Genomic DNA, 25,442 nt, shown 5'->3' on the forward strand with positions numbered 1-25,442 from the left:
TCCTCCCGAACTGTAAAATATACTGTGTGCCGCTTTCGTTATCGATCACTATATTCATGTGTATGTTATCTACACATTTTTGTTATTGTTTCGCTCACTCGCCCAGCTTTACCGGCTCATATCCGTACAGATAGTCTGGATTGGCTACTTGTGCTTCTGCTCCTTTACGAGGAAACATCGCTTCCGCAACACGGATCGATTTCAGCATTCCTTTGGCCTTGTTGACGGTCTCTTCGTATTCCTTCTCCGGTACCGAATCCCAGACGATGCCTGCTCCAGCCTGTACATAGGCTTTGCCATGTTTGAAAATGATCGTCCGAATCGTAATACACGCATCCATATTACCGGAAAATCCTAGATAACCGATCGCACCCGCGTAAGCACCACGTGCTTCATTTTCAATCTCCGCGATAATTTCCATCGCTCTCAGCTTCGGCGCACCGGAGACAGTACCCGCTGGCAGACAGGAAAGGAAAGCATCGAAGAAATCGCGATCTTTGCGCAATTTACCGGATACGTTGGAGACGATATGCATCACATGTGAATAACGCTCAATCTGCATAAAAGAATCCGTTTTGACCGTACCGTATTCAGCGACACGCCCCAGATCATTACGTCCCAGATCGACCAGCATCAGATGCTCGGCGCGTTCTTTCTCATCTTGCAGTAATTCTTCGGCAAGCGCCTGATCTTCCGCTTCATTCTGTCCTCTTGGACGCGTTCCAGCAATCGGACGTGTTTGCAATCGGTCACCTTCTACTTTCACCAGTGCCTCAGGCGATGTACCGACGATAATCTCATCATCAAGTTTCAAATAATACATATATGGCGACGGGTTCATCGTTCGTAGTACACGATACACTTCCAGCGGTGCGACTTCAGTTTCAATATGGAAACGCTGAGACAATACGACCTGGAAAATGTCACCTGCACGAATATATTCTTTCGCCCGATTCACGCCATCCAAATATTGTTCCTTCGTCATATTAGACTGAATTTCGCCCATTTCGATATCGTCGGATACCGGGGCGCGTCCTGCGCTGCTGATCGGTGGCTGTGTATGCAGCAATTCTTCCATACTATCAAGCTTTGCAGCAGCTTCGCCGTATGCTTGGCGGATATCGTCATCGCTTGCACCTTCCGGCACATGCACATTGCTGACCAGCAAAATATGCTGCTTCACATGGTCAAATACGACGATCTGATCACAGAACATAAAGCGAATATCGTCCATATTCATATCATCGATACGATGAGCAGGCAGCTTCTCATAATACTGCAACAGATCGTAACCGAAAAATCCGATCGCCCCACCGGTAAATGGTGGCAATCCGTCCACTTTAGGACTACGATAGCGGCGCAGTAGAGCTTTCAGCTGTTCTACCGGCTTACCAGACAGCTCGCTAATCTCACCGTCCAGATCGACTTCAATTTTGCCCTGCTTACCGGAAATGAGCAGGAATGGATCACTACCGATAAACGAGTATCGTGCCCATTTGCTGCCTCCCTCGACACTTTCCAGCAAAAAGGCGTGTCGCCGCTGTGCATAACGCTGGAAAATACGAATCGGTGTTTCCATATCACCCAGCAATCGCTTTACGATAGGAATCAGATTATACTGGCCGGACATGGCAATCACTTGTTCTACATGAGGTTGGATCATTATACTCGCTCCTTTGGCTGATCAATTCATTCACTGTTCGTTGAAATAAGGAATCGGCACGCTTGGACTGCTGTCATCAGTTCATCCTAATGATAAACAAAAAGCCTTCATGCGGATGGACGCATGAAGGCTGCATAATTGTACAAATGTAGACAGCACATCGTCTGCTGCCCGCTTTACCTAATGAAAACGTAAGCTCCCTCCCATCATCACATGGATACTAGCGAAAACGGTCATGCAGCTATACGTTGGCCTGTACTATACTGATAAGTATAGTATGCCTGTACGCTCATCACTCGTTTGATGCTGTATGGGTACTTTCATTCAAAAGGCTCTGCTCTGAAGTGACATGGCTCCTGTCTTCCTGCGTACACACGACCCGGAAGGCTATCCATTCTTACCTTCCGCCCTGTCCGCCGACAAGACCTACACTTCTTTCTCATCTATACTAAACTGTGCTACCTGCATCTCATCTCAATACACGATTCTGTTTACTTGTTTATCTTGTTCTCTACTATACTCTATAACTTACAGCTGACGCAACCCTTACGCTCAGATTCACGTTCAGGAAGTTGCCAGGTCGGGACGAAGGCGAGTTGCCTCGTTCAAATACACGTGCCTAATTTCCTGCTGTGTTTTGGTCGTATTGATGTGGATCATCAGTCGAATACACTGGGGCAAACTGTTCTGCACCGATGCTTCCACTGCGCACATCAATGGCACCATCCCCCAGCCATCCATTTCGCGAATGGCAAGTGCAGGAAATGCCGCATCAAGATCAGCAGTCATCGTAATCCAGATGCTGCTCACATCCTCAGGGTCGAATTGATTCCGCTCTACAATCTCTCTGAGCAACACCAATGTTTCACCCAGAATCTCCTGACGATCATTGCGGGTGACTGTCGTCGCTCCGCGAATACCTCGTGTATACATGTTACGCCTCCTTCTTTAACTGCTCAACCGTCTGGCGCACCAGATCATAATCGACATTGTGATCAATCGCTACAACACCTATCGCTGATGGGACAATAAACGTCATCCGGCCTTCCTGAAATTTCTTATCGTGCATCATAGCCCCCATAATACGATCGGTATCCAGATGTGCTGGCAAAACCGTTGGCAATCCAAGTGCTTGCAACATCTGACTTGTTGTATCCTTCAGTCCCGGCTTCGCACCAAGCGCTTCACCGATCATCGCCGATCCGACCATGCCGATCGAGATCGCTTCACCATGAATGATCTCACCATATCCTGCCACCGCCTCGATCGCATGACCGATCGTATGACCGAGGTTGAGAATGGCGCGCAGATCATTTTCACGCTCATCGCGAGAAACGACAATCGCTTTGATCGAGCAACCTTTTTCAAGGCCGTAGCCCATCGCTTCCATGTCGAGTGCTTTCAGTCGCTCTGCGTTCTCCAGACACCAGTAAGCAAATTCAGCATCCCAGATCAGTCCATGCTTCACCATTTCAGCTAAGCCTGCACTAACCTCACGTGCCGGAAGGCTCTGGAGTGTCGACAGATCATACAATACAAGCTCCGGCTGATGGAATACACCGATCATATTTTTGGCCAAGCGGTGGTTGATCGCTACCTTGCCGCCTACGCTACTATCATGAGCAAGTACAGTCGTTGGCATCTGGATAAAGCGAATTCCGCGCATATACGTGCCTGCAACAAAACCCGCCAAATCGCCAACTACCCCACCGCCAAGCGCAATAACAGCAGATTTACGGTCAAGCCCGCCCTCGATGGCACGGGTCATCACCTCCTCAAATACAGCAACCGACTTGGACGTCTCACCCGAACCGACAACAGCAGTCACAAACCGAAATCCAGCTGCTTGGAGTGATTGCTCTAGCTTGCCCAGATGCAGAGGTGCGACTTGCTCGTCCGTAACGATCAGCAGCGGACTTTGCTTGGATAATCCATGCTGCTCCAAATAACGTCCTGCCTGCTCCAGCAGCTGCTCGCCAATGTAAATCGGGTAGGAACGATCGCCAAGTTGAACGTCCACTACACGCACATCAGACATTAATAGTCCTCCAGCTGTGCTTTGTAATTGTCGTAGTTTTTGCGGATTTCCGTCATCGAGTCACCGCCGAATTTCTCCAGAAACGCCTTGGCTACTTCCCATGCAACCACACTTTCCATCACTACGCTTGCTGCCGGAACGGCACAAGCATCCGAGCGTTCCACCTGTGCGGTAAACGGCTCTTTCGTATCGATATCTACACTTTGCAGCGGTTTGTAGAGCGTAGGAATCGGCTTCATCACGCCGCGTACGACGATTGGCATGCCATTGGTCATACCGCCTTCAAATCCACCCAGACGATTCGTAGCACGATGGTATCCACGCTCTGGTGTGTACAGAATCTCGTCATGAACCTGAGAACCACGAATATGGCCTGCTTCAAAGCCGATCCCGATCTCTACACCTTTGAATGCATTGATCGACATGACTGCCTGTGCGATACGTGCATCCAGCTTACGATCATATTGAACAAAGGTGCCCAAACCTATCGGAACGCCTTCCACGATACATTCCACAATGCCACCGATGGAGTCGCCTTCTTTTTTGATCTGATCGATGTACGCTTCCATCTTTTGCTCGGTTTCTTTGTCGACGACACGTACGGAAGATTCCTCTGTACGAGCAATCAGTTCATCCAGTGGCAGATCATTGGCTGGCGCTTCGATCTCACCGATCCGAATGACCTGACCGCCGATCTTAATACCAAACTGAGCTAAAAACTGACGTGCTAACGCACCCACCCCAACACGAATCGCGGTTTCACGAGCGCTGGAGCGTTCCAGTACGTTACGCAGATCCTTGTGATTATATTTCAAACCGCCATTCAGGTCAGCATGACCTGGACGAGGACGATGTACACGACGCTTTTCTTCGTCCGTACCTTCCATCGGCTCAATATTCATAATTTTCGTCCAGTGCTTCCAGTCGTTGTTGGCAACGACCATTGCTACTGGCGCTCCGGTTGTATAACCATGACGCACACCGCCGACGATATCCGCTGTGTCTTTCTCGATCTGCATCCGGCGCCCACGTCCGTATCCTTTTTGACGACGAGCCAGTTGGAAATTCAATGCTTCAAAATCAAGCTCCAATCCGCTCGGTAATCCTTCAATAATCGCAGTCAACTGGGGACCATGCGTCTCCCCTGCTGTTAAGTAACGTATACTCATCTTTGCGTTCCCCCTTTAAACTGTTAAACTGTGCATCGCTAAAATCCGTATTTACCTTCGCTTATTATAGTACATGGTTTAACCATTTGACAAGGAAGGCAGAACGCCACATTTATCCTTATAATTTCGCGCTTTATCGTTGCCGGAACAATATATTCCAGCACAAAGAGCATACCATTGCTCGTGTAAATACGTGCGCTGGTATGCTCCAGGATTATATTGATTTTATTTCATTATTGCTTTTGTTACGCTGCTCCCGCATAAGACTCAGCCCTTTTTGTGATAAAAGAACGTCTCTGATGAATCAAAGCCATACTGTGCCGGAGAGAAAATCTGCTCCGTGCTCCCTACAAATAACACACCACCAGGGCGCAGACTTGCTGCAAACTTGTGATACAGCATATGCTTCGCTTCTTCAGTGAAATAGATCATGACGTTACGGCACACGATCAGGTCATAGCCGGTTTCAAACTTGTCTGTTAGCAAATTGCCTTTACGGAATTGCACCGCTTTTTTCAGCGTATCATTAACGCTGTACATCATCCCGTCTGCGGTAAAATGACGTTTAGCGACATCGGGTGGTACGTCCTTGAGCGAACGTTCCAGATAAGCACCTTTTTTCGCTTTTTCCAGGGCACCATCATCAATATCCGTCGCATGCAGAGTAGCTGATGACAACAAATTTTTGTCAGCCAGAATAGTTGCAATCGTATAAGGCTCCTCGCCTGTCGAGCAAGCTGCACTCCAGATCTTCAGATTTTTGCTCTGACGATTTAAAGCAGGCAGGATCGTATCTCGCAGCACTTCCCAGCGATTCGGGTTGCGCCAAAATTCGGAGACGTTGATCGTCATACGATCGAGAAACTCATAAAATAATGCTTTATCCTTTTGCATTGCATCGAAAAATGAAGTAAAGGTTGAATAGCCGTTTTTCGTACGCAGGGTAGTCAGACGACGTTTCATTTGTGCTTCCTTATACTGTGCTAAGTCAATGCCCGTACTATCCTTCACTTTTTTGATGAAGCCTGTATAGTCCGAGTCTGGTTGAATGGCGTCATTCGTAAGCATGGCATCACTTCCTTGATATCATTATGAGTTCAGTCCATGCGGGGGCAGTTTTAAAGCCAGGCAGAAATATTTTTTTCGTAAACGCTTAACTCGTCTGGCGCAAAGAAATTCGCGATTTCACGTTCTGCACTTTCCGGCGAATCGGAGCCGTGAATCAGGTTGAACGGTGTGTGAGCAGCAAAGTCACCACGAATGGTGCCAGGCAGTGCTTCTTTGACCTGTGTTTTGCCCATTACCATACGGGACAGCGTGATCACATCATCGCCTTCCCATACCATTGCGAATACGGGACCCGAAGTAATAAAGTCAATTAGCTCACCATAAAATGCTTTGCCAACATGCTCGGCATAATGGCGCTCGGCCTGTTCCTTTGTAGGGATGAGGAACTTGCCTCCGATCAATTTGAATCCTTTGTCTTCCAAGCGACTGATAATGCGTCCGATTAGCCCCCGCTGTACTCCGTCAGGCTTAATCATCAAAAATGTCCGTTCCATTGACTCACTCTCCTGTTATCTACAAAGTAATCTGCTATCGGAGCAATGTATGTATGCCCACTTGTGTATTCTAACAGAAACCTTGAAGTACAGAAAGAAATGTCGTTATATCAACATAAGGATATTTTTGATATAATATCGCGGCTGTGTGGAGTAGGTTACTGGTTATGCGTTCTTTTGCTCGTAAATCCGATGTTAGGTCAGGTTTTACGAAGGATACACATATACTGTAATGTATATATCGACAGCAGATGGCTGGTCGTTTAGTCCTATTTTATAAATGTTTGATCAAATCAAATAAACCCGGCGCTTTTCCCGCACCGGGTTCGTTAACGTGAAGACATGATTGTGTCATTTTGCGCCTGTTATTCACTATTCACTCCATCATACGCCTAACTGGAGCTGTACTAGTTATTTCAGCACGATATCGCTTAGTGAGAACGTTTCGCTACGAAATGAGCGATTTCTTGCAAATGTTTGCGTGTTTTGCCTTCCGGCAATTGCTGTAATGCATCCATCGCTTTTTGAATGTAACGATCGGCCAGCTGTTCGGCACGCTCGATGCCTCCACTCTGTTTGACCATCTCTACCGCGCGCGTGACGTCGGTCACGCCATCAGCCTCGTGAATACGCTGAATTTCCGGCAACAGCGTACGCTGCATCTCCTGTTCTTGCAGAGCATACAATACAGGCAGTGTAATATTCCCCTGACGCAAATCACTACCAGGCGGCTTACCAATCTGCTTCTCTGTACCACACAGATCAAGCACATCGTCACGAATTTGGAAAGCCATGCCTACATTGTAGCCATAACGATACAGCTGGCGTGTATACGCAGCTGGCGCATCCGCAGCCAGACCACCAAGCTGACAGCTAATCGCGATCAATAATGCCGTTTTGCGGCGAATGCGTAGCAAATAACGACGAATCGTTTGCTCTGTATTGAAAAAGTCGCGAATTTGCTCCATTTCGCCGATCGACATCTGTACCATCGCTTTAGCGAGTACACGATGAATTTCGGGATTTTGCAAATTGGCTACGATGACGAGCGCTTTCGCATAAATGTAATCGCCTGTATACATCGCGATGCGGTTGTCCCATTTGGACTTTACGGTAAGCTGTCCACGCCGGGTATCGGCATTGTCGATCACATCGTCATGTACTAGTGAAGCCATATGAATCAGCTCCAGCGGCACAGCGACATGACTTAGACGCTCCAGATCATAATTACCGTACTTGCCACCAAGCAGCACAAAAGCAGGACGAAGCCTTTTTCCGCCCGCTTTGAGCAAATGCAAGGACGCTTCGTTCAGCAGCGCATGGTCGGTATCGATGCTGCGGCTAAGCTCGCGTTCAATCATGTTCATGTCTTTTCTTAGTGTCCCGAAAATATCCAGTAGTTTCATTCGTTCACCCGTGTCATCGTATTGTCAGTCCATAATTGCATGTGCACTTTATGATCCAGCAGGCCAAGCTCATGAGCATACTGAAAATACAGCCCAAGCCCCTGCTGTTCCTGCTCTCCAAAATCATACCATAATTGACGGAAGTAATGCTCCCAGTAAGCGGAATCGCCACCCATTTTGTGCTGAGCATCCGCAATGACCGGTGTTAGATCATGCAAACTGCGTACTTTACTGGCACGCAGACGCTCGGCAACTTCACTCACCAGCTCAGCGTGAACTTCAGCAAATTTGCGATTGACTGCAAATACAGCAAATGTCATCCCATAGCCTGTCCATTCTTTCCACGCCTGCCCCAGATCGGTCACGATGTAGCCACTATCGGTACGTGCAGCTTCAATCGCATGATCTCCGATTAGCAGTGCTGCATCACATCGTTCCATCATCTCATCCAGATTCGGATTCATCGATACATACTCTGGCTTAAAGCCATATCGCTTTTGTAAAATAATTTTCAATAGATTGACCGAAGTCGCTGAAGTGTTCGTCAGTGCAATCGTTCCATCTCCCAGTTCGGCAATAGGCTTTCTGGAAAACAGAAGAATTGATCCGACGGCATTTTTCGCACTGACCGACAGACCCGGCAGCAGCCAGAAATCATCCGAACGTGTCGCATAAGCAAAAGAGGATACAGGCGTAATATACAGCCGATCCTCAAGTAGCGCACGATTCAAATTGGCCGGCAAATCACTATGGATCACAGCCGGCTGGGACAGCTCCTGTGGATCAAAATGCTGATAGATGGGCCAGTCGTTCGTATATTCAATTTTACCAATCTGAATCGGCAATTCAAATGTTGTCATCATTACTCCCCCAGCGTTCAAATAAATCATGCTCGATACCGAGAATATCCAGCACCTTACCTACTATAAAATCAATGGCATCCTGCAGTGTTTGTGGACGATAATAAAAAGCCGGCATCGCCGGAATAATGCTGACGCCCATTCGAGCCAGCTTGAGCATGTTCTCCAGATGGATCGCATGCAGTGGTGTTTCACGGGGTACAATAATTAGCTTACGCTGCTCTTTCAGCATCACATCGGCAGCCCTTGTCATCAAATTCGCAGAGATGCCGCCAGCAATATTCGCCAGCGTCCCCATTGAACACGGAATAATGATCATCGCTTCCACCCGAAACGAACCGCTCGCAATCGATGCACCAATATCGGAAAAGGAATGATACACATATTTACCCGGTAATGCCCCAAATTGAGCTTGCAGCATCTCTTCGCGTCCAGATGCCGACCAATCCAGCTCCTCCTTGAGCACACGCCAACCTGCGTTAGAAATGACCAGATGAACCGTATAGCCATACGACAGCAATACTTCGGCCAATCGAATCCCATAGATCGAACCGCTTGCTCCGGTAATGCCGATCACATAGCGCTTAGCAGCATGATTCGGATGAAAGCCAAACACCTCGGCTGAGGCCGAAGTGTTCAGCGGATCTGTAGACGATTCGTTTACCACCATTGCTTCACCGCCAGATCAACCAGCGTGAACGCAAACATAATAATACTAAGTGCCCCATTCATCGTGAAAAAGGCAGTTTGCAAACGGCTCAAATCCTTTGGTGTTACGATATAATGCTCATAAAATAAAATTGCAATCGCGATAATAACACCAGCCGCATACCACCAGCCGAGGTCGGCTATAAAGAACAGGCTGATCAGTCCAATCGCTGTGATCACATGGAAGCCTTGCGCGATTTTAAGCGCACGTGGTACACCGAAGCGACTCGGAATCGAATGCAGACCTTCCTTACGGTCAAACTCCGCATCATCACACGCATAGATCACATCAAAACCGGCAGTCCAGAACGTAATCGCCACAAAGAACACGATAGCCGTCCAGGTTACCGTGCCGGTTACCGCAACCCAGCCGCCGAGTGGAGCCAGTGCGATCGTCATGCCGAGCACCACATGACAGAGCCAGGTGAACCGCTTCGTGAACGAATAAAAAATAAGCATAAATACCGCTACAGGCAACAAACGCAGCGCCAGCGGAGACAACTCCAATACCGCCCAGAAAAAGACGATCAGCGAGATAATAATAAAGATGACCACTTCGCCAGAACGAAGCAGACCCGCTGGGATCGCACGCATCATCGTGCGCGGATTTTTGCCATCAAATGTCCGGTCAATCAGACGATTCAATCCCATCGCTGCACTACGTGCGCCTACCATCGCGACTAGAATCCAGACGATCTGTTGCCATGTTGGCAAATGTCCAAATATAACATAAGAGCCGAGCATCGCTCCCATAAAAGCAAAAGGTAAGGCAAAGAGCGTATGCTCGACCTTGATCATTTCGAGAAAAATTTTGATTTTGTTAAACATGCTGCTTCTCCTTGATTCCAATATGAAGTGCGGCAATACCACCTGTTAATGGATAAGCCTGCACTTGCTGTAGTCCGATGTTCCGGAAAATACCGGCAAGCTCTTCCCGACCAGGGAAAGCGATCAACGAATCCGGCAGCCATTTGTACTGTTCATAGCTTTTGGCTACAACTCTGCCCATTAATGGAAGCAGGTTTTGGAAATAAAAATAGTAAATACCTTTAAACGGCTGCCATGTCGGTTTGGACAGTTCCAAACAAACGACCATGCCGCCTGGCTTGACGACACGCTGCATTTCGCGCAACGTTTTTTCCAGATCAGGCACATTGCGCAGTCCGAAGCCAATCGTCGCATAATCAAACGTATTGTCTTCAAACGGCAAGTCCATCGCATTACCCTGCGTGAGTGTAATATTGTCCTGCCAGCCATCCCGATCAATCTTCGTCTGACCTACACTGAGCATATTTGGGCTAAAGTCGAGTCCATATACCGAACCAGTTTGGCTCGCCTCTGCGATGCTAATCGTCCAGTCGCAGGTGCCGCAACATACATCAAGCGCAGAATTACCCTGCTGCACATTCATTTTTTGCATCGTAAACTTCCGCCATGTTTTGTGCATACGAAAACTGAGCAGATCGTTCATCATATCGTATTTAGGCGCAATCGATTCAAATACGGATTGCACGAATTGTTCCTTCGGTTTTGCACCTTCCGGTTTTACTATTTCCGGTTTGCTCATAAGCAACTTCACCTCTTCTGATGATCTTACACCTGATGCACAAGCGCAGCATAGCTGCTCGTCAACTCCGATACTGCCGCAGCCAGCTCGGTATGATTCTCCTGCTGCAAACGTTCGTTAATCGCCACAAGCGAATGTTGAAGCAATTGCTCCAGATGAGCCTGAATGCCATAACGCGCTTCCCATTCTCCACGATAACGAGCAACATCTTCTGAACTTGCTTCCATTTTCAAACGGCTATGATCTGCTGGAGCCGACTGCCCAAGTACATAGTACAGTCCGTATTCACCGAAAGGCTGTACATTTGAACCAGCTTTTAGCTCGGTAGCGAGCCATTCGCAGCGACTAAACCAATATAGCATCTGCTCCCATAGCTGATGCGCAGATGGATCAATATACGATGTAAACGAAAGAAACAGCTGCATCTTCAGCTGTATACTTGCTTCCATATAGTGCGCTGCCGTTACATCTGATTCGTTCGACTGTACATACAAATCCATTTTGAGACGATTATTTTCGCAGATCGCTTCGCTTAACCGTGCGACCATTCCGATCTCGCCTGCTTTTGCCAGCAATTCATAAAATCGACTACTAAAGTAATCGCCAGCAAGTACATTTAATTGGCGTGAGCGCATTTGTTCTTCCCGTTGATAGGCAGACGATGTATCGATACGATCATGCGTATCCAGCGCCATTTGTACAAGCCCGGTAACAAGGGGAAACAGTTCTTCGCGATTTTCCTGCAATCGGCTATCGCCTGCCTGACTTAAAAACAGAAACAACAGGCGAGCACGTACATCCGGAAACGGAGCGACCTCTGTATGCTTTTGAATCATATCGTATTCGGTGTATTTTTTGGATGTTTCCAGCAAGCGATACGGTTTCATTTCAGCCTCCGTGCCTTATCCAGGCAAGTCTTTATTTTCACAAACTTCAAACTACGAAAATACTTCAGATTTAAACCACTTCGGTTCATTATATCATATGTTGTCGACACAAGACAGGGCACTATGGTAAATGACTGGGTGGAGTAACGTTCTTGTATGTTTGAAGCTAACACCATTCCGTCAAAGAATAAGGCGACAGACTCGGGTGGAGCCGCGGGAATCTACTTACATGCACGTACACCATAAATAATATTCAGTTTTTTGGTATAGCAACTTTAGCATTGTAGTTTGAATCTAAATGTCAGCTCAGACGATGCTAGAGCTTTCATTTTCATCACAAACAAAAGACTAGCTACCCAACCTTTAACTGTATGATACAGCGAAAAATAGGAGCCAGCCTTCAGTATTAGGAGTCTTCTTATCATCCATACGTAGACTCAATCGGTAAACTTACCGTTTTTTCAACAATCCATGCCGAACAGTGGCTAGTTGAAATCACTTGCTATATTGTATATGAACTCAATCCTCTGTCTTAACGATGCCATGCTTCGTCTGAACTTCGGCATCGCCGCGGATTTTGATGGCGGATGTGTTTTCGGTAAATTGTACGATTAAGATCTCGCCTTTATCTAGCTTTTCGGTATGATGAAAGCGTGTGTCGCGTCCGCGAGTGAGACCGATCACTTGTACGCCATTATCTTTTGCTTTGATCACAACATATTCGCTATTTGTATAGTTATTCGTTGGCTCCATGATGTTCCTCCTTCCGCCTGTAGCGGGATTGGTAATCGTCTATTGCTTCCCTTCTATCATACAGCCGGCTTCCATTTCCGGCAAATACAAGGCAAGATCGATGAAAAAGTACATGCAAAAAGACCGTGAACAATATGATCACGGTCCCTCTCTTCAACATGGAATATGTAAAACTTATTTAATTCCATCTTTCAACGCTTTACCAGGCTTGAAAGCCGGGATTTTGCTTGCTGGGATTTCGATTTCTTCACCTGTTTGTGGGTTACGTCCTTTACGAGCGGAACGCTCACGAACTTCGAAGTTACCGAAACCTACCAGTTGCACTTTATCACCGCTTTGCAGCGCATCGGAGATTGCTTCAAAAACAGCTTCAACTGCTTTTGTTGCATCTTTCTTTTGCAGGTCTGTTTTTTCAACAACCTGTGTGATCAGATCCGTTTTGTTCATCTTGTTGTCACCTCCTGAAGTAAAGTTAACGAATGCCACGTACGACTATGGTTTTCGTGAATACGAAAATATACGTAACCGTTGCGGATTGTACGAGTAAAGTTCAAGTGCCACAGACTGCGGCAAACAGAACAAAACTATAGTAATACAGCCACCCTTTAATTTCAAGCGTTTTGCCGTATTTTCCCTTACCAATCGCTCAAATCATCATCTTGTTGTTGCAATTGACGCCGAATCGCCTGTTTAAGCCGATCTTCTGGTAAATGAATGACCGCCGGGCCGACGATCCGTGCCTGACAACCGAGTCGTAGTGTACGTTCATCATGGAGTCCCAGTTTACGACACTCCGTTTCACCAGGGTCAGATAGACCATCCTGCTGTCCTGCTTGCGGCTGTTCTACCTGTACTTTGCACATCAGACAGGCTGCACGTCCATCACAGCGTACAGGCAAAGATAAGCCTGCCATACGAACCGCTTGCAATACTGTTGTTCCACGGGTAACGAGAACGGTTTTGTTCGCCGGCAAAAATACAACTTGTTGCTTCGATGTCGAACTCATGCTTCCTCCTTACTCCAAACCGCTCAAACGTAAAATACGCTGAGTCATGTTAGGATGGAAGCCATTGTGATCGATTAATTGCCGTATGAGCGCTTCATGCACATCCGGCTGCTGCTGAATATGCCCGGCAATCGCTTGATAGCGGTCAGGACGATCACGTAGTAAATTAAACATAAGCTCGTGCGGAAGTGGCATGAGCCGAATCGATGCTGAACCTACCTCTACAGCGATGGAAGCCGGATATAGCAACTTGTCCACATGCACACGATAATAGGATTCGCGCGCTCTCACTTCAAAGTCACCCACCAGCTCAACCGTACAACCATATGCTTCATAATGGGCAAGTGTCGAACGGTACATCCGTGTTTCATTCAGCTCAGGAGCATCCAGCACCTTTAACGTCTGCTGTAATGAGCCGTGTAACAGTGTAACAGCAGCGCCATCAGCATACAGATCAATATCACGTGGCGATTGCTCCAGTTCAATTCCTTGCAGCAACAAGCTACAGCTACCACCAAGTAGCCAGTCTGTCTGCGGAGCAGACTGATGGAGTGCAGTGGTCAACTTTTCCAGCGCCTGCTGCAATGATGATGGCAATGCCAGCGAATGACGAGGCTCTGTCATTATACTCTCTCCTTCCGCAGCCGTTAACAGTGTACTTAATTAAGCATGCCACTGCTTCCAGGTTTCAAGCTTCATGGATTCCATTTCATTTTTGGGATCGCGTCCCATCAGTGCTTCTACGGCAGTACGCGGGTCTGCCTGCTCGAATAGTACACGATACAATTGCTCAGCAATTGGCATTTGCACATGATGATGACGTGACATATCGTGCGCGGCTTGTGTACTGCGCACACCCTCCACGACCATATTCATCGAGTTCATCACCTCATCAAGCGACTTGCCCTGACCGAGCATATAACCAGCACGCCAGTTACGGCTATGCTTACTCGTACCCGTCACGACCAGATCGCCGATCCCTGCCAGTCCGGAAAACGTCAACGGATTCGCACCTAAAACCGTACCAACACGCACCATTTCGGCAAGACCGCGCGTTAATAGCGCTGCCTTTGCATTATCGCCAAAGCCGAGACCGTCTGACAGGCCTGCTCCCAGTGCAATAATATTTTTCAGAGCACCGGCAAGCTCGACTCCAGTCGTATCGCGATTCGTGTACACACGGAAATACTCTTCATTCATAAATAGAGTCTGTGCAGCGGCAGCAGCTTTTTCATTCGCAGCAGCAACAACGACTGTCGTTGGCATACGTTTGACAACTTCCTCCGCATGACTTGGACCGGATAATACCACCACATCCTGCTCAGGCATTTCCAGTTCTTCACTAATGACTGTAGACATACGCTTCAGCGTGCCTACTTCAAAGCCCTTCGTCGCATGCACACATAACATGTCATGCTGATAATGAGGTTTCAACTGCTTACATACGTCACGCATCGCTTTGGATGGCGCGACGATAATGACCGCAGCTGTTCCTTTCATCGCTTCCTCCAGATCAGAGGTCGCCGTAATAGTTTCAGGCAATATTGCATCCGGCAAGTAACGATCATTACGATGATTCGTATTGATCTCTGCCGCCTGTTCGGATGTACGTGTCCATAGCGATACCTGAAATCCGTTATCCGCTAGCACACAGGCAAGTGCGGTTCCCCAACTTCCAGCTACCAGAACAGTCACCTTATCAGACAACGCCAGTTCCTCCCTTGCTCCCTTTGGAGCCGAGTTTGCTTTCTGTGCCATTCATAATACGCCCAATATTCGTGCGATGACGCCATACGCCGAGTGCCCAGATCACGATACTAACGACAACAATCGGTGTCGTATAGCCCATAATTAACAGCACAATCGGTGTTAATGTAACAAAGATCAATGAACCAAGCGATACATAGCGCGTGAACACGATCGACAAAATCGCAAACACACCCGCAAGCAAAGCTGGCACGATACATAACGTCGCCAGTACGCCAATGGTCGTTGCAATTCCTTTACCACCGCGGAAATTAAAATAAATCGGCCAGTTATGTCCCAAAATCGCTGCCAATCCACACAGCGCTGGCACCCAGTACTCTGGCGACGCATTCAGTGCGACACCAATCCATACTGCTGCTACACCTTTCAATGCATCCAGCAGCAGTACGCAAATGGCAGGGCCTTTACCGAGTACGCGCAGTGTATTGGTAGCACCTGCATTACCGCTGCCATGATCGCGAATATCGATCCCTTTGATACCTTTAGCAATCAAAACACTAAAGCTAATCGAGCCGAGCAAATAACTGATAACGATAGCCAACACAGATAAGATCACGAGCTTCTCTCCTTATTCCTCCGAGGATTTGCGTCGAGTAAAGAGTCGAATCGGTGTACCCGTGAAGTCAAACGCAGCACGGATTTTGTTGTCCAAATAACGCTCATAGGAAAAGTGCATCATTTCCGGCTCGTTTACGAAGACGATAATGGTTGGCGGCTTCACGGCAACCTGAGTTACATAGTTGATGCGCAGACGCTTCCCTTTATCTGTTGGTGGTGGGTTAATAGCAATCGCATCCGATACTACATCATTCAGCAAATGCGTTGGAATACGCAATGCGTGCTGTTCAGCGACTTGCTTCACAACCGGCAACAGCTTATGAATACGCTGTTTGGTCAGTGCAGACAGGAATACGATCGGTGCATAGGACATAAAGAGGAAATGATCGCGAATCGTCGTTTCGAAACGCTGCATCGTTTTATCATCTTTTTCAACAACATCCCATTTGTTCACAACAAAAATAGCAGCTTTACCCGCTTCATGCGCATAACCGGCAATGTGCTTATCCTGATCGATAATGCCTTCTTCACCGTTGATCACTGTCAATACAACGTCAGCTCGTTCGATCGCTTTCATCGCACGCATTACACTGTATTTTTCTGTGTTTTCATACACTTTACCACGTTTACGCATACCCGCCGTGTCGATCAGAACATAACGCTGACCGTCTTTTTCAAACGGGGTATCAATCGCATCACGGGTCGTACCTGCTACATTGCTTACAATAACGCGTTCTTCACCCAAAATGGCGTTAACGAGCGACGATTTCCCAACATTGGGACGACCGATCAAAGCTACTTTGATCACATCTTCGTCGTATTCATCGTCTTCCAGTTCAGGCAGCTTATTCACAATCTCATCCAGCAGATCGCCCATACCACTACCATGACTACCGGAAATACCGATCGGATCGCCAAAACCTACATTGTAAAATTCATAAATATCATTCATACGATCCATATTGTCGACTTTGTTCACAGCGACAATAACGGGTTTACCTGAACGATACAAAATTTGTGCTACTTCTTCATCCGACTGCGTCAGTCCGGACTTTACATCACACATAAATACGATCACATCAGCTTCTTCAATCGCCAGTTCTGCCTGTACACGAATCGACTGAAGCATCGTATCTTCTCCGTCTACTTCAATACCGCCGGTATCAATCACGCTGAACGCTTTACCGTTCCATTCGGATGTACCATATATCCGGTCACGGGTCACTCCCGGTCGATCCTCTACAATTGCCAACCGGTCACCGATCATCCGGTTAAAGATCGTTGATTTCCCAACATTGGGACGGCCAACGATTGCCACTACGGGTCTTGCCATAGGTATAATTCCTCCTGTTCGTTCTTTCCGTTAACCATCATAGCAAAAAACGCCTGTGTTGGCTAACAAATCTACTGTTTTATCGCGATATTCGTATATTTTGCCGAAATATATGCTTATAAACGCATAATCGGCGAACCCATTTTCGGATTCGCCGATTACGCTGAACACCTGTAATGATAGTCTGTGCTCGGATGAGCGTGGACGATTATTGCAGGGTGTGTGGTTGTGATTGTTGAGCTGGGATGCGTTGGTTCCTTGCTCAGTTTGTTTGAAAGAGTGAGCAGGGATTTCGCTTGCTGACTTTTAAAAGATGGTAAACCAGTTGAAGCGTTCCGGTTTACGGCGAGCAAGGATTGCGCTTGCTCTTAAAAGAAGGCAAACCGGATTAAAACGCTCCGGTTTGCGTCGAGCAAGGAGATCGCTTGCTCTTAAAAGATTGGTAAACCGGTTGAAGCGTTCCGGTTTACGGCGAGCAAGGATTGCGCTTGCTCTTAAAAGAAGGCAAACCGGATTAAAGCACTTCGGTTCGCGGCGAGCAAGGAATACGCTTGCTCTTTCTTACTTAAATTTGCTCAGTTTGTCGCCGAATAGGTCGCCCAGTGTTACGTTCATGCCTTGATTGCTCAGGGAAACGTTAGGGTTGTTCAGTTCTTCTTGCTTCGGCGCTCTGGATTTGTTTTCTCTTGGTGCTTTTTGCTCTTCAGCTGGTGCTTCTTCGGTTTCTTTGATGCTCAGGCTTACACGTTTTTCGGAAGGGTTCACGTCCAATACTTTTACAGTAACGGTTTGACCTTCTTCCAGCACTTCTTGCGGAGTACCGATGTGTTTGTGGGAGATCTGGGAAATGTGAACCAGACCTTCTACACCTGGAGCAATCTCAACGAAGGCACCGAAAGTTACAAGGCGTTTTACTTCGCCAGTCACCACATCGCCTGTGTGGAATTTGTCAGCAGCACTTTCCCACGGACCTGGTTGAGCTGCTTTGATGCTCAGGCTGATTTTGCCTTTTTCCGGATCAACGCGAAGTACTTTTACTTTCACTTCGTCGCCTTCGGACAGTACATCAGCTGGTTTGTCTACATGTGTCCAAGCGATCTCGGATACGTGTACCAGACCATCTACGCCACCTACATCAACAAAAGCACCGAATTGAGTCAGGCGCTGTACTGTACCAGTCAGCTCTTGACCTTCTTTCAGGTTTTCCATGATGGATTGTTTGTTAGTTTCGTATTCAGCTTCCAGCACGTCTTTTTGGGACAGGATCACTTTGTTGTTTTCACGATCCAGCTCTTTTACTTTAACGCGCAGTGTGCGGCCTTTGTAATCGCTGAAATCTTCTACAAAATGACGCTCTACCATCGATGCAGGAATGAATCCACGCGCACCCACGTCAGCTACCAGTCCGCCTTTTACAACGTCAGACACGGTAACTTCGAATACTTCGCCAGCTTCAAAGCGCTGTTCCAGTGTTTCCCAAGCGTTTTCGCTATCGATTGCACGTTTGGACAGAACGAGGCTTTCTTTGTCGTCGTTGATGCTGACAACCTTGCACTCTACTTCTTGGCCAACCTGTACCGCATCAGCAGCGCTGTCTACGTGTACTGCGGAAAGTTCGCGAACTGGAATAATACCGTCATATTTATATCCAATACTTACATAAGCTTGATTATCTTCGATTTTGACGATTGTTCCAGTAACTGTGTCACCTTTGTTTACAGACACCACTTGTTCCAGTGCCTCCTGGTTCGTCACTTCGGTAGTTTCTTGGTTATTGTTTTCTTCCGACATGTCAATACCCTCCTCAATTCAAATCCCATTTATTTAAACTTGTACAAATGATAGCAATCAAATCCATGCTGCATTTGCCGAGTTCAAAACACTAATTATTGATGTTGCTGTATGAGCTGACGAATCTCAGCCATGATTTTGTCGGTTGCTTCTTCAGCCGTTCCTGTCGCTTCCTTGCCTTTGTAAGCAGTCAGATCGACAGGTGGTCCGTAGACAACCTTGATTTTGCTGAACAGTTTATACTGTCCGATAATCGCGACCGGTATAACTGCTGCATCGCTTCGTAGAGCGAATACCGCTGCACCTTTTTTAGCGACCGAACTTTGCGAATTCCGAGTACCTTCAGGGAAAATCCCCATGATACCTCCTTCACGCAGTAAGGTTAGCGCTGTACGGATCGAATCTTTACTGATTCCTCCACGCTTCACCGGAAAGGCACCCAGCTTGTTAATGATCGGTCCGAGCACAGGAACGTTGAACAATTCTTCCTTCGCCATAAAGCGAACCGGACGCTTGATAAAAATACCGACAATCGGCGGGTCCAGATTGCTGATATGGTTAGAGCACAGAAGCACTCCACCTTCAGCCGGAATATGTTCGGTTCCAATGATGCGGACTCTGAATAACACCCTGTAGATCACACGAAGGACAGCGCAAGCGAATTGGTAAAATGTCATCTCGTTTGCCCTACCATTACAGTATGAGCAAGCTCCAAAATGCGCGTTGCTACCTCTTCAATGCCCATCTTCGTTGTATCCAGCACAATCGCATCATCCGCACATACAAGCGGTGAAAATTCACGCTGCTCGTCGAGCTGATCACGCTGTGCAATTTCCTGTTCCAGTTGCTCCAGTGTAATACTTTCGGAAGCGTCCATTTCGGCAAAACGACGTCTTGCACGCTCCTGAACGGTTGCCGTCATAAATATTTTTAGTTCGGCATCCGGAAGCACATGAGAGCCGATATCGCGTCCATCCATCACAACACCTTTGCGTGTAGCAAGTTGGCGCTGAATGGTAGATAGCTGCGAGCGAACGCCTTCAATTTGTGCATATCGCGATACAATACGATTCACCGCAAGTGTGCGGATCTCGGATGTAACATCGATCTCATTAACCAGAACTTTTTGCCCATTTTCATCGGGTATTAATTCAATCACCAGTTTTTGTGCTTCTTGAAGCACGTTTTCGGCATGTTCAGGCTCAATATTTAATTGAAGCATATGCCATGTTACAGCGCGATACATTGCCCCTGTGTCCACATAAATGTAGCCAAGTCGCGTAGCGACCATCCGAGCAATTGTACTTTTCCCCGCGCCGGCGGGTCCATCAATTGCAATGTTGATCTTCCCGTTGTTTTGTAAGTCCTGGCGTTCCAAGCGGGAACTCCCCCTCAACCTCATACTCCATTTCAATAAAAAAACAGGCAAGGCCTGCGTCAAGCAAATTATAACACAGTCGATACTAACATGCAAAAGCCCGTATTACTCAAGGATTTCAAAAATGCAACTGTCTTTATTATATAATAGCAGACTCTAACAGATGAGCTTTTGCTGATTCCATTCTATCATCCCTATACACTTGATTCCTTAGCCTAGTCTTTCATATGATCTATACTGCCCATCTTCTATACAAAAAAACGGATTTCACATACCGTTATCGGCTGTAAAATCCGTCTGATCTGTATCATGTGTTTATTTCTTCCTCACGCTTTACAAAACGAAGCGGTGAGCGGCTATTCGCACGGGCGATTTTGAGCATACCACCGTACCATAGGAATAACATCAATGGTACGATGTACCATAACCAGTTCTGGGTGACCGTATTCAAAATAAAGTCGTACACACCATGCCAGAAAATAGGTAAGATGAGCGAAAGCATAATGACCCAGCGCCGCTTACGCGAATTGGTGTTGAATTTGGCTTTGCCCATATAATAACCCATAATGACGCCGAATAAGGCATGTCCGGATACAGGTAGCAATCCGCGGCCGAGCAGCGACATAATCGACATCGAGTTATACAGGGCATACAGTACATTTTCTAAAGTAGCAAAACCAAGCCCGATCGCTACCGCATACACGATACTGTCATACGGTTCATCAAACTCCGTATGATTATACAAAATATGATACAGGATGAACCATTTGATCGTCTCCTCCACACCGGAGGAAATAATAAATGAATCCACATATGGATTATCGCCCAGTCCTAAAATAAGCGCACGCTGAATAATCATGATCGGAAATACGATTGCAATCCCAAACACAAAAAAGCGGGCGACCAAATGCAGCGGCTCGGTGTCATACTTATCCTTCAGGTAAAAATAGATCAATAGCGCAATGCCTGGAGCAATTGCAGCCATGAGAACCGAAAATAAAGACACCCGTATACCCCCTCATTAATATAGCCCCGCGACCGGCAGACCTAACCGCAGCATGCGAACAGGAACTCCTTCCGGTCAGCTAAGACTATTTAGAGTGAAGGACTACCTGGATGCCTTTTTCAATCAGTCATTGCGTTTAAAGTGTTCGCAAATCGTCTGAACGGCGTTCTCAGACATAACGACTTTTCCATATTCGTCCAGCACGGCTTCAGTAAGCGATGTCGCATCACCAAACTCTGCCAGTACGGCGATCAACGCGGCATGCTTGGACATATCCACATCCGCGGGATCAAGCGTGAATACCCACCGATCTCTGTAATGATACAGTCGACCTGCTTCGGTTACATTTTGCGATAATGTATGTGCTGCTTCGATTAACGTCTCAAAATCTTTGAAGGAATAAGCGATAAAATCCGTTTCCTCCAGCGTGACTTCCATTTCGTATATCTCATCTGCCAGATCATCTTCGTTCATCGTACCGAGATGCTGATCATATTTACCGCGAGTAACGATAACTACCATGCCCTGCGCTGGAAGTGCAAATACTTCAACAGCAAGCGGTCCAGTAGCATCAAATCCAAGCTCTGTATAGGCCTGATCCATCATTTCAGTGAACAGGTCATGCACCTTGGGAATCTCCTGCCACATATCTTCCTTTTGAATCCCGCGCTCAGTTAGATCGTCAAACGTAAGGAAAATCCGTATTTTGTCTGAGCTTAATCTTTCTATTTTCATGATAGGATCCCCCTTAAAAACATAGGTTATGACTACGGTGAATGACCGGTCATTTATTCCCTATTCATTTGATGATAAATATAGCGATGCTATATCCACTATGTTACCATTTATTATCCGTAAATGCACGTAATAAAACGCTTCGGTCGCAATTCGTTGATTTGACGCGCAATTCGCATGAAAATCAACCACTCGATGATTCAATTAGAAAGGCATAAGGTTAATAGGATGCCGTGTGTGCGCAAGATGTAAAATAAGAGGAATGGTTGATTTTCTGTGCCTTTTATGGGTTTAATTTACATAGCGATGCGTATAGGATGATCGACACGCACCTCAATACATAACGGAAAAGAGCTGAATATGATGAAAAGTAAAACAGCAGCCTGCATGCTTCTTTCACTGCTAATGCTGTCCGCATGTAGCAGTCCCGCTACGAATGGAAGTGCGCCTGCACAATCGACAGGTCAGCAGAGCGAAAGCAGTCCATCTGCCGAATCCACAGGCACCGAAACAACGGAAACGAATACAGCTGCGACGGGCGAAACTACCGGCGAAGGGGCTAGTGAAGCAACCGCAACCTCCCCTGGTCAGACAGGCACGAGTGCTGAAAGTACAGCTACGAATGCAGAGCAAACTCAACAACCGTATACGTACCATATGAACAAAAGCTACAACATCGTGCCAAACGAAGAATCCGAGGCAACACCGAAAAAAGTCGTTTTGCTTACGTTTGACGATGGTCCTAAAGACGAGAAAATGATCAACAGTATGATGGATACGCTCGATAAGCACCATGCAAAAGCGATTTTCTTTGTGAATGGCTATCGGATCAAAAGCCATCCAGAGCTGCTGAAGCTCATCCATGATCGCGGCGGTATTATCGGCAATCATACCTACGATCATATCGTGCTGAAAAAGGAATCCAAAGCGAAGGTAACGCAGCAAATCGAGGATACACAAACATTGATCGAGAAAACGATCAACGTGTCTCCACGCTTCTTGCGCGCACCGAATGGTGCTACGAACGATACCGTGCATGAACTGGCCAAAAAGCATGATATGCTGTACATGAACTGGTCTGTTGGCTCACTGGACTGGGTAAACCAGAAAGATCCAGATGCCGTCATTACTAACGTAATGGATCAGCTTCATTCCGGCAGTATCATTTTGATGCACGAGCTGCCGTGGACGGTTGAAGCGCTTGACCGCTTGCTGACCAAACTGGAGGAAAAAGGATATAGCTTCGTCGATCCGAATGCAATTGATCCGACGAAAACGCCATAACGCCATAAAACATTGTTTTACAAATCACAAGTCGTTTCGTCCATACTGTAGTATTCTTACAGTTGACCGTATTCATACTGTTGGTCTTCATCCTATGATTGACCTTAGTCGTACTGCTAGTGCTCTGAACTAGACAAGCAGTCGGGCGCTTTGATTTTTATAAAAGAAAACTATATCTGTAACGAGCAGATACTCTCCTTATGCTCAAGTCCAATAAGCACAATACACAAAAAGCGCAGAGCCGGATGATCATCCGCACTCTGCGCTTTTTGCTATGTTTATCGTTCACATATTACATTCACATACTGCGTTCATAATGCTACATTCATAGGTTATGTTCACATACAACGATGCTCACTCACATCATAATCTGCTTGAACCAGCTCCACGTGAGCGTAAAGCCAGACAGCTTAAAGCCCCACCAGAGCAACATCCCTGTCAGCACAACAAACATAAAAATCAAATAACCGTAGAAAAACTTCGCCAGCTTAATTTTACGAGACGGATAGATGGTACTGCGAGGTGCGTAATCTTTATCGTCCTCTTCTGCTCCCTCTTCCCCAAGCTCGTGTTCTGCTGCTTCCCCATTTGGTTGTAATGGTTGATACGACGCTTTCCTTACTGTTCGTGTTGACCGTTTACTACGGCTTCCAGGTATTTTAATTCGCCCGCTCGTAAGTAAACCTTCATCTCGATGAGTTCCATAGCGTTTCAACCGGCTTAGACGTTCGCTCATTTTTCCCTCCGCAACGAAATAATCAGACCGGATATCAGGTCAATCATAAAATGACATAAGATAGGTGCCCATAATGTACCGGATTCAATATAAATATACCCAAGTGCGTAACTACTGACAAACACCCAGCCTGTAGGAATCCAGTGACGCAAGTAACGAAAATGAATCGCCGCAAATAAAATGCTCGTCCAATACGGTCCGAAGGCGTATTGAATCGCACCGCGGAACAATATTTCCTCGCATATACCAACCATTAACGTGATGATGATAATATGCCAGAGCGGACGATTTTTGAAAATCATCTCGTTAATTCCGCCATCGTCCATACTGCTTTCCGGCACGATACGGGAAATTAACAGATCGACTAGCAGCATGGCAGCCGCCAGACCAAGACCCCACCAGATAAACTGTAAACCTGGCGGTAAGACGAGCAGTGAAAACGGATTACGTCCCTGCAACCAGATCCAGATGAAGCCAGCAATTAACGTAATGCCCTGTGTTAAATACAAATTAGCAAGCAACAGCCGATCGGTAAGTTGTCCGGGCTGTACCCGCTGTAGTTTGAATGAACGGAACTTCTTCTTTTTCATAATCACGATCCTTTGGATGACGGAGCACACGGTGAGGTGACCGTTTAGTCTGGAGATAATGATGGCTACTACGCTCCGAATGGCAAGAAGTCGCGCCTATCGGTCATGCTGTTGTATACATAAGTAGCAACAAACGTTACCCGATAACCAGACAGCAATATAGCATTCCGAGCATGTATTATAGCATGTTCACCTGAACTGTCGAAGCCCCTTGATGCAAATCGTTCCCTGTGCCCATAAGAGCAGTATGTAACAGGGACCGATACGCCTATTTTTGCAATCCGACGCAGTTATGATTGTATTATCTCACATTCCTGCGTTACAATAAAAGCCAGACGAAGCGAATACGTATGTTATTGGGTTTTTAGTCGTTTAATATTCGTGTTTTTAATTTAAAATCGTTATTGACATGCTATGTAACCCATGATACATTATGAAACAATTAAATCAACACGAACGCCAATGAAGGAGAAAAGCTTCAGTTCAGGTTTTCAGAGAGCCGGTGGTTGGTGCAAACCGGTAAGCCTGTCGTCGCTTTGAGCGCTCCGGAGTCACTGTATTGAACATATTAGTAGGTACAGTCGGATGATCCCGTTAACGATCCGGTCAAGTTTCAGCTTGACCATAAGGCTTGCTCTTGTGAG

Annotated in this window: 27 protein-coding genes and 1 other annotated feature (1 of these 28 cut by a window edge); of the genes, 1 reads left to right on the top strand and 26 read right to left on the bottom strand. The window is 46.7% G+C overall.

Annotated features, from left to right (window positions below; genetic code table 11):
* Positions 1-94 precede the first annotated feature (94 nt).
* The 24 genes from trpE to AAHF22_RS15625 form a co-directional block, all read right to left on the bottom strand.
* Positions 95-1,663 (bottom strand): anthranilate synthase component I, encoded by a 1,569-nt coding sequence (gene trpE / locus AAHF22_RS15510; RefSeq protein ID WP_347325937.1) that lies wholly within the window; start codon positions 1,661-1,663, stop codon positions 95-97.
* Between the two features lie 564 nt (positions 1,664-2,227).
* A complete protein-coding gene (gene aroH, locus AAHF22_RS15515) occupies positions 2,228-2,596 on the bottom strand; it encodes a chorismate mutase (protein ID WP_347325938.1) in 369 nt (122 codons plus the stop codon).
* A 1-nt stretch (position 2,597) separates the two neighbouring features.
* On the bottom strand, positions 2,598-3,692 hold the full coding sequence (gene aroB / locus AAHF22_RS15520; RefSeq protein WP_347326065.1) for a 3-dehydroquinate synthase: 1,095 nt from the start codon (positions 3,690-3,692) through the stop codon (positions 2,598-2,600).
* An 8-nt stretch (positions 3,693-3,700) separates the two neighbouring features.
* Positions 3,701-4,870 (bottom strand): chorismate synthase, encoded by a 1,170-nt coding sequence (gene aroC / locus AAHF22_RS15525; RefSeq protein ID WP_347325939.1) that lies wholly within the window; start codon positions 4,868-4,870, stop codon positions 3,701-3,703.
* Positions 4,871-5,137: 267 nt separating this feature from the next.
* Positions 5,138-5,938: a CheR family methyltransferase gene (locus AAHF22_RS15530; RefSeq protein ID WP_347325940.1), complete on the bottom strand. Its 801-nt coding sequence runs from the start codon at positions 5,936-5,938 to the stop codon at positions 5,138-5,140.
* A 50-nt stretch (positions 5,939-5,988) separates the two neighbouring features.
* Positions 5,989-6,432 carry a nucleoside-diphosphate kinase gene (ndk, locus tag AAHF22_RS15535; protein WP_188775297.1) on the bottom strand — a complete coding sequence of 148 codons (444 nt, stop codon included), beginning with the start codon at positions 6,430-6,432 and terminating at the stop codon, positions 5,989-5,991.
* Positions 6,433-6,863: 431 nt separating this feature from the next.
* Complete coding sequence (gene hepT, locus AAHF22_RS15540) at positions 6,864-7,838, bottom strand: heptaprenyl diphosphate synthase component II (RefSeq protein WP_347325941.1); 975 nt, start codon at positions 7,836-7,838, stop codon at positions 6,864-6,866.
* Positions 7,835-8,698, bottom strand: a complete 864-nt coding sequence (locus tag AAHF22_RS15545; RefSeq protein ID WP_347325942.1) for a menaquinone biosynthesis protein — start codon at positions 8,696-8,698, stop codon at positions 7,835-7,837. Before AAHF22_RS15545 ends, hepT begins: the two co-directional genes overlap by 4 nt.
* Positions 8,685-9,368 carry a UbiX family flavin prenyltransferase gene (locus tag AAHF22_RS15550; RefSeq protein WP_347325943.1) on the bottom strand — a complete coding sequence of 228 codons (684 nt, stop codon included), beginning with the start codon at positions 9,366-9,368 and terminating at the stop codon, positions 8,685-8,687. The genes AAHF22_RS15545 and AAHF22_RS15550 overlap by 14 nt, the downstream gene beginning before the upstream one ends.
* The gene (locus AAHF22_RS15555) at positions 9,359-10,234 is read right to left on the bottom strand and encodes a UbiA-like polyprenyltransferase (protein WP_347325944.1); all 876 of its coding nucleotides are present in this window, start codon (positions 10,232-10,234) and stop codon (positions 9,359-9,361) included. The genes AAHF22_RS15550 and AAHF22_RS15555 overlap by 10 nt, the downstream gene beginning before the upstream one ends.
* Positions 10,227-10,973: a demethylmenaquinone methyltransferase gene (locus AAHF22_RS15560; RefSeq protein WP_347325945.1), complete on the bottom strand. Its 747-nt coding sequence runs from the start codon at positions 10,971-10,973 to the stop codon at positions 10,227-10,229. Before AAHF22_RS15560 ends, AAHF22_RS15555 begins: the two co-directional genes overlap by 8 nt.
* A 26-nt stretch (positions 10,974-10,999) precedes the next feature.
* Entirely contained in the window at positions 11,000-11,860 is an 861-nt protein-coding gene (locus AAHF22_RS15565; RefSeq protein WP_347325946.1) for a heptaprenyl diphosphate synthase component 1, read from the bottom strand.
* Between the two features lie 519 nt (positions 11,861-12,379).
* Entirely contained in the window at positions 12,380-12,613 is a 234-nt protein-coding gene (gene mtrB, locus AAHF22_RS15570; protein ID WP_347325947.1) for a trp RNA-binding attenuation protein MtrB, read from the bottom strand.
* Positions 12,614-12,787: 174 nt separating this feature from the next.
* Entirely contained in the window at positions 12,788-13,060 is a 273-nt protein-coding gene (gene hbs, locus AAHF22_RS15575; RefSeq protein WP_347325948.1) for a non-specific DNA-binding protein Hbs, read from the bottom strand.
* Positions 13,061-13,248: 188 nt separating this feature from the next.
* Positions 13,249-13,620 carry a 2Fe-2S iron-sulfur cluster-binding protein gene (locus tag AAHF22_RS15580; RefSeq protein WP_347325949.1) on the bottom strand — a complete coding sequence of 124 codons (372 nt, stop codon included), beginning with the start codon at positions 13,618-13,620 and terminating at the stop codon, positions 13,249-13,251.
* 9 nt (positions 13,621-13,629) lie between these two features.
* On the bottom strand, positions 13,630-14,244 hold the full coding sequence (locus AAHF22_RS15585) for a hypothetical protein (protein WP_347325950.1): 615 nt from the start codon (positions 14,242-14,244) through the stop codon (positions 13,630-13,632).
* 39 nt (positions 14,245-14,283) lie between these two features.
* Positions 14,284-15,327 carry an NAD(P)H-dependent glycerol-3-phosphate dehydrogenase gene (locus tag AAHF22_RS15590; protein WP_347326066.1) on the bottom strand — a complete coding sequence of 348 codons (1,044 nt, stop codon included), beginning with the start codon at positions 15,325-15,327 and terminating at the stop codon, positions 14,284-14,286.
* Positions 15,320-15,943 carry a glycerol-3-phosphate 1-O-acyltransferase PlsY gene (plsY, locus tag AAHF22_RS15595; RefSeq protein WP_347325951.1) on the bottom strand — a complete coding sequence of 208 codons (624 nt, stop codon included), beginning with the start codon at positions 15,941-15,943 and terminating at the stop codon, positions 15,320-15,322. Before plsY ends, AAHF22_RS15590 begins: the two co-directional genes overlap by 8 nt.
* A 12-nt stretch (positions 15,944-15,955) precedes the next feature.
* Entirely contained in the window at positions 15,956-17,278 is a 1,323-nt protein-coding gene (gene der / locus AAHF22_RS15600; RefSeq protein WP_347325952.1) for a ribosome biogenesis GTPase Der, read from the bottom strand.
* A gap of 561 nt (positions 17,279-17,839) precedes the next feature.
* Positions 17,840-19,069, bottom strand: coding sequence for a 30S ribosomal protein S1 (rpsA, locus tag AAHF22_RS15605; protein ID WP_347325953.1), 1,230 nt, complete (start codon positions 19,067-19,069; stop codon positions 17,840-17,842).
* Positions 19,070-19,164: 95 nt separating this feature from the next.
* Positions 19,165-19,746, bottom strand: a complete 582-nt coding sequence (locus AAHF22_RS15610; RefSeq protein ID WP_347325954.1) for a lysophospholipid acyltransferase family protein — start codon at positions 19,744-19,746, stop codon at positions 19,165-19,167.
* Positions 19,743-20,447 carry a (d)CMP kinase gene (cmk, locus tag AAHF22_RS15615; RefSeq protein ID WP_347325955.1) on the bottom strand — a complete coding sequence of 235 codons (705 nt, stop codon included), beginning with the start codon at positions 20,445-20,447 and terminating at the stop codon, positions 19,743-19,745. The genes AAHF22_RS15610 and cmk overlap by 4 nt, the downstream gene beginning before the upstream one ends.
* 307 nt (positions 20,448-20,754) lie before the next feature.
* Positions 20,755-21,453 (bottom strand): glutamic-type intramembrane protease PrsW, encoded by a 699-nt coding sequence (prsW, locus tag AAHF22_RS15620; protein ID WP_347325956.1) that lies wholly within the window; start codon positions 21,451-21,453, stop codon positions 20,755-20,757.
* A gap of 123 nt (positions 21,454-21,576) precedes the next feature.
* On the bottom strand, positions 21,577-22,188 hold the full coding sequence (locus tag AAHF22_RS15625) for a genetic competence negative regulator (protein ID WP_347325957.1): 612 nt from the start codon (positions 22,186-22,188) through the stop codon (positions 21,577-21,579).
* Between the two features lie 363 nt (positions 22,189-22,551).
* Here AAHF22_RS15625 and AAHF22_RS15630 point away from each other — a divergent pair, with 363 nt between their 5' ends.
* A complete protein-coding gene (locus AAHF22_RS15630) occupies positions 22,552-23,472 on the top strand; it encodes a polysaccharide deacetylase family protein (RefSeq protein WP_347325958.1) in 921 nt (306 codons plus the stop codon).
* Between the two features lie 358 nt (positions 23,473-23,830).
* Here AAHF22_RS15630 and AAHF22_RS15635 read toward each other — a convergent pair whose 3' ends face one another.
* Both AAHF22_RS15635 and AAHF22_RS15640 read right to left on the bottom strand, forming a co-directional pair.
* A complete protein-coding gene (locus AAHF22_RS15635) occupies positions 23,831-24,208 on the bottom strand; it encodes a hypothetical protein (RefSeq protein ID WP_347325959.1) in 378 nt (125 codons plus the stop codon).
* Positions 24,205-24,798 carry a CPBP family intramembrane glutamic endopeptidase gene (locus tag AAHF22_RS15640; protein WP_347325960.1) on the bottom strand — a complete coding sequence of 198 codons (594 nt, stop codon included), beginning with the start codon at positions 24,796-24,798 and terminating at the stop codon, positions 24,205-24,207. Before AAHF22_RS15640 ends, AAHF22_RS15635 begins: the two co-directional genes overlap by 4 nt.
* A 453-nt stretch (positions 24,799-25,251) precedes the next feature.
* Positions 25,252-25,442: a binding site (T-box leader), on the top strand (it continues 45 nt past the right edge of the window).

The sequence above is a fragment of the Paenibacillus wenxiniae genome (assembly GCF_039822605.1).
Taxonomy (GTDB): Bacteria; Bacillota; Bacilli; order Paenibacillales; family Paenibacillaceae; genus Saccharibacillus; species Saccharibacillus wenxiniae.

What these genes read in the sequence shown, in the direction of transcription:
- trpE (WP_347325937.1), bottom strand. Translation starts at nt 1,663, where the DNA reads ATGATCCAACCTCATGTAGAACAAGTGATTGCCATGTCCGGCCAGTAT.
- aroH (WP_347325938.1), bottom strand. Translation starts at nt 2,596, where the DNA reads ATGTATACACGAGGTATTCGCGGAGCGACGACAGTCACCCGCAATGAT.
- aroC (WP_347325939.1), bottom strand. Translation starts at nt 4,870, where the DNA reads ATGAGTATACGTTACTTAACAGCAGGGGAGACGCATGGTCCCCAGTTG.
- AAHF22_RS15530 (WP_347325940.1), bottom strand. Translation starts at nt 5,938, where the DNA reads ATGCTTACGAATGACGCCATTCAACCAGACTCGGACTATACAGGCTTC.
- ndk (WP_188775297.1), bottom strand. Translation starts at nt 6,432, where the DNA reads ATGGAACGGACATTTTTGATGATTAAGCCTGACGGAGTACAGCGGGGG.
- hepT (WP_347325941.1), bottom strand. Translation starts at nt 7,838, where the DNA reads ATGAAACTACTGGATATTTTCGGGACACTAAGAAAAGACATGAACATG.
- AAHF22_RS15545 (WP_347325942.1), bottom strand. Translation starts at nt 8,698, where the DNA reads ATGACAACATTTGAATTGCCGATTCAGATTGGTAAAATTGAATATACG.
- AAHF22_RS15550 (WP_347325943.1), bottom strand. Translation starts at nt 9,368, where the DNA reads ATGGTGGTAAACGAATCGTCTACAGATCCGCTGAACACTTCGGCCTCA.
- AAHF22_RS15555 (WP_347325944.1), bottom strand. Translation starts at nt 10,234, where the DNA reads ATGTTTAACAAAATCAAAATTTTTCTCGAAATGATCAAGGTCGAGCAT.
- AAHF22_RS15560 (WP_347325945.1), bottom strand. Translation starts at nt 10,973, where the DNA reads ATGAGCAAACCGGAAATAGTAAAACCGGAAGGTGCAAAACCGAAGGAA.
- AAHF22_RS15565 (WP_347325946.1), bottom strand. Translation starts at nt 11,860, where the DNA reads ATGAAACCGTATCGCTTGCTGGAAACATCCAAAAAATACACCGAATAC.
- mtrB (WP_347325947.1), bottom strand. Translation starts at nt 12,613, where the DNA reads ATGGAGCCAACGAATAACTATACAAATAGCGAATATGTTGTGATCAAA.
- hbs (WP_347325948.1), bottom strand. Translation starts at nt 13,060, where the DNA reads ATGAACAAAACGGATCTGATCACACAGGTTGTTGAAAAAACAGACCTG.
- AAHF22_RS15580 (WP_347325949.1), bottom strand. Translation starts at nt 13,620, where the DNA reads ATGAGTTCGACATCGAAGCAACAAGTTGTATTTTTGCCGGCGAACAAA.
- AAHF22_RS15585 (WP_347325950.1), bottom strand. Translation starts at nt 14,244, where the DNA reads ATGACAGAGCCTCGTCATTCGCTGGCATTGCCATCATCATTGCAGCAG.
- der (WP_347325952.1), bottom strand. Translation starts at nt 17,278, where the DNA reads ATGGCAAGACCCGTAGTGGCAATCGTTGGCCGTCCCAATGTTGGGAAA.
- rpsA (WP_347325953.1), bottom strand. Translation starts at nt 19,069, where the DNA reads ATGTCGGAAGAAAACAATAACCAAGAAACTACCGAAGTGACGAACCAG.
- AAHF22_RS15610 (WP_347325954.1), bottom strand. Translation starts at nt 19,746, where the DNA reads ATGACATTTTACCAATTCGCTTGCGCTGTCCTTCGTGTGATCTACAGG.
- AAHF22_RS15625 (WP_347325957.1), bottom strand. Translation starts at nt 22,188, where the DNA reads ATGAAAATAGAAAGATTAAGCTCAGACAAAATACGGATTTTCCTTACG.
- AAHF22_RS15630 (WP_347325958.1), top strand. Translation starts at nt 22,552, where the DNA reads ATGAAAAGTAAAACAGCAGCCTGCATGCTTCTTTCACTGCTAATGCTG.
- AAHF22_RS15635 (WP_347325959.1), bottom strand. Translation starts at nt 24,208, where the DNA reads ATGAGCGAACGTCTAAGCCGGTTGAAACGCTATGGAACTCATCGAGAT.
- AAHF22_RS15640 (WP_347325960.1), bottom strand. Translation starts at nt 24,798, where the DNA reads ATGAAAAAGAAGAAGTTCCGTTCATTCAAACTACAGCGGGTACAGCCC.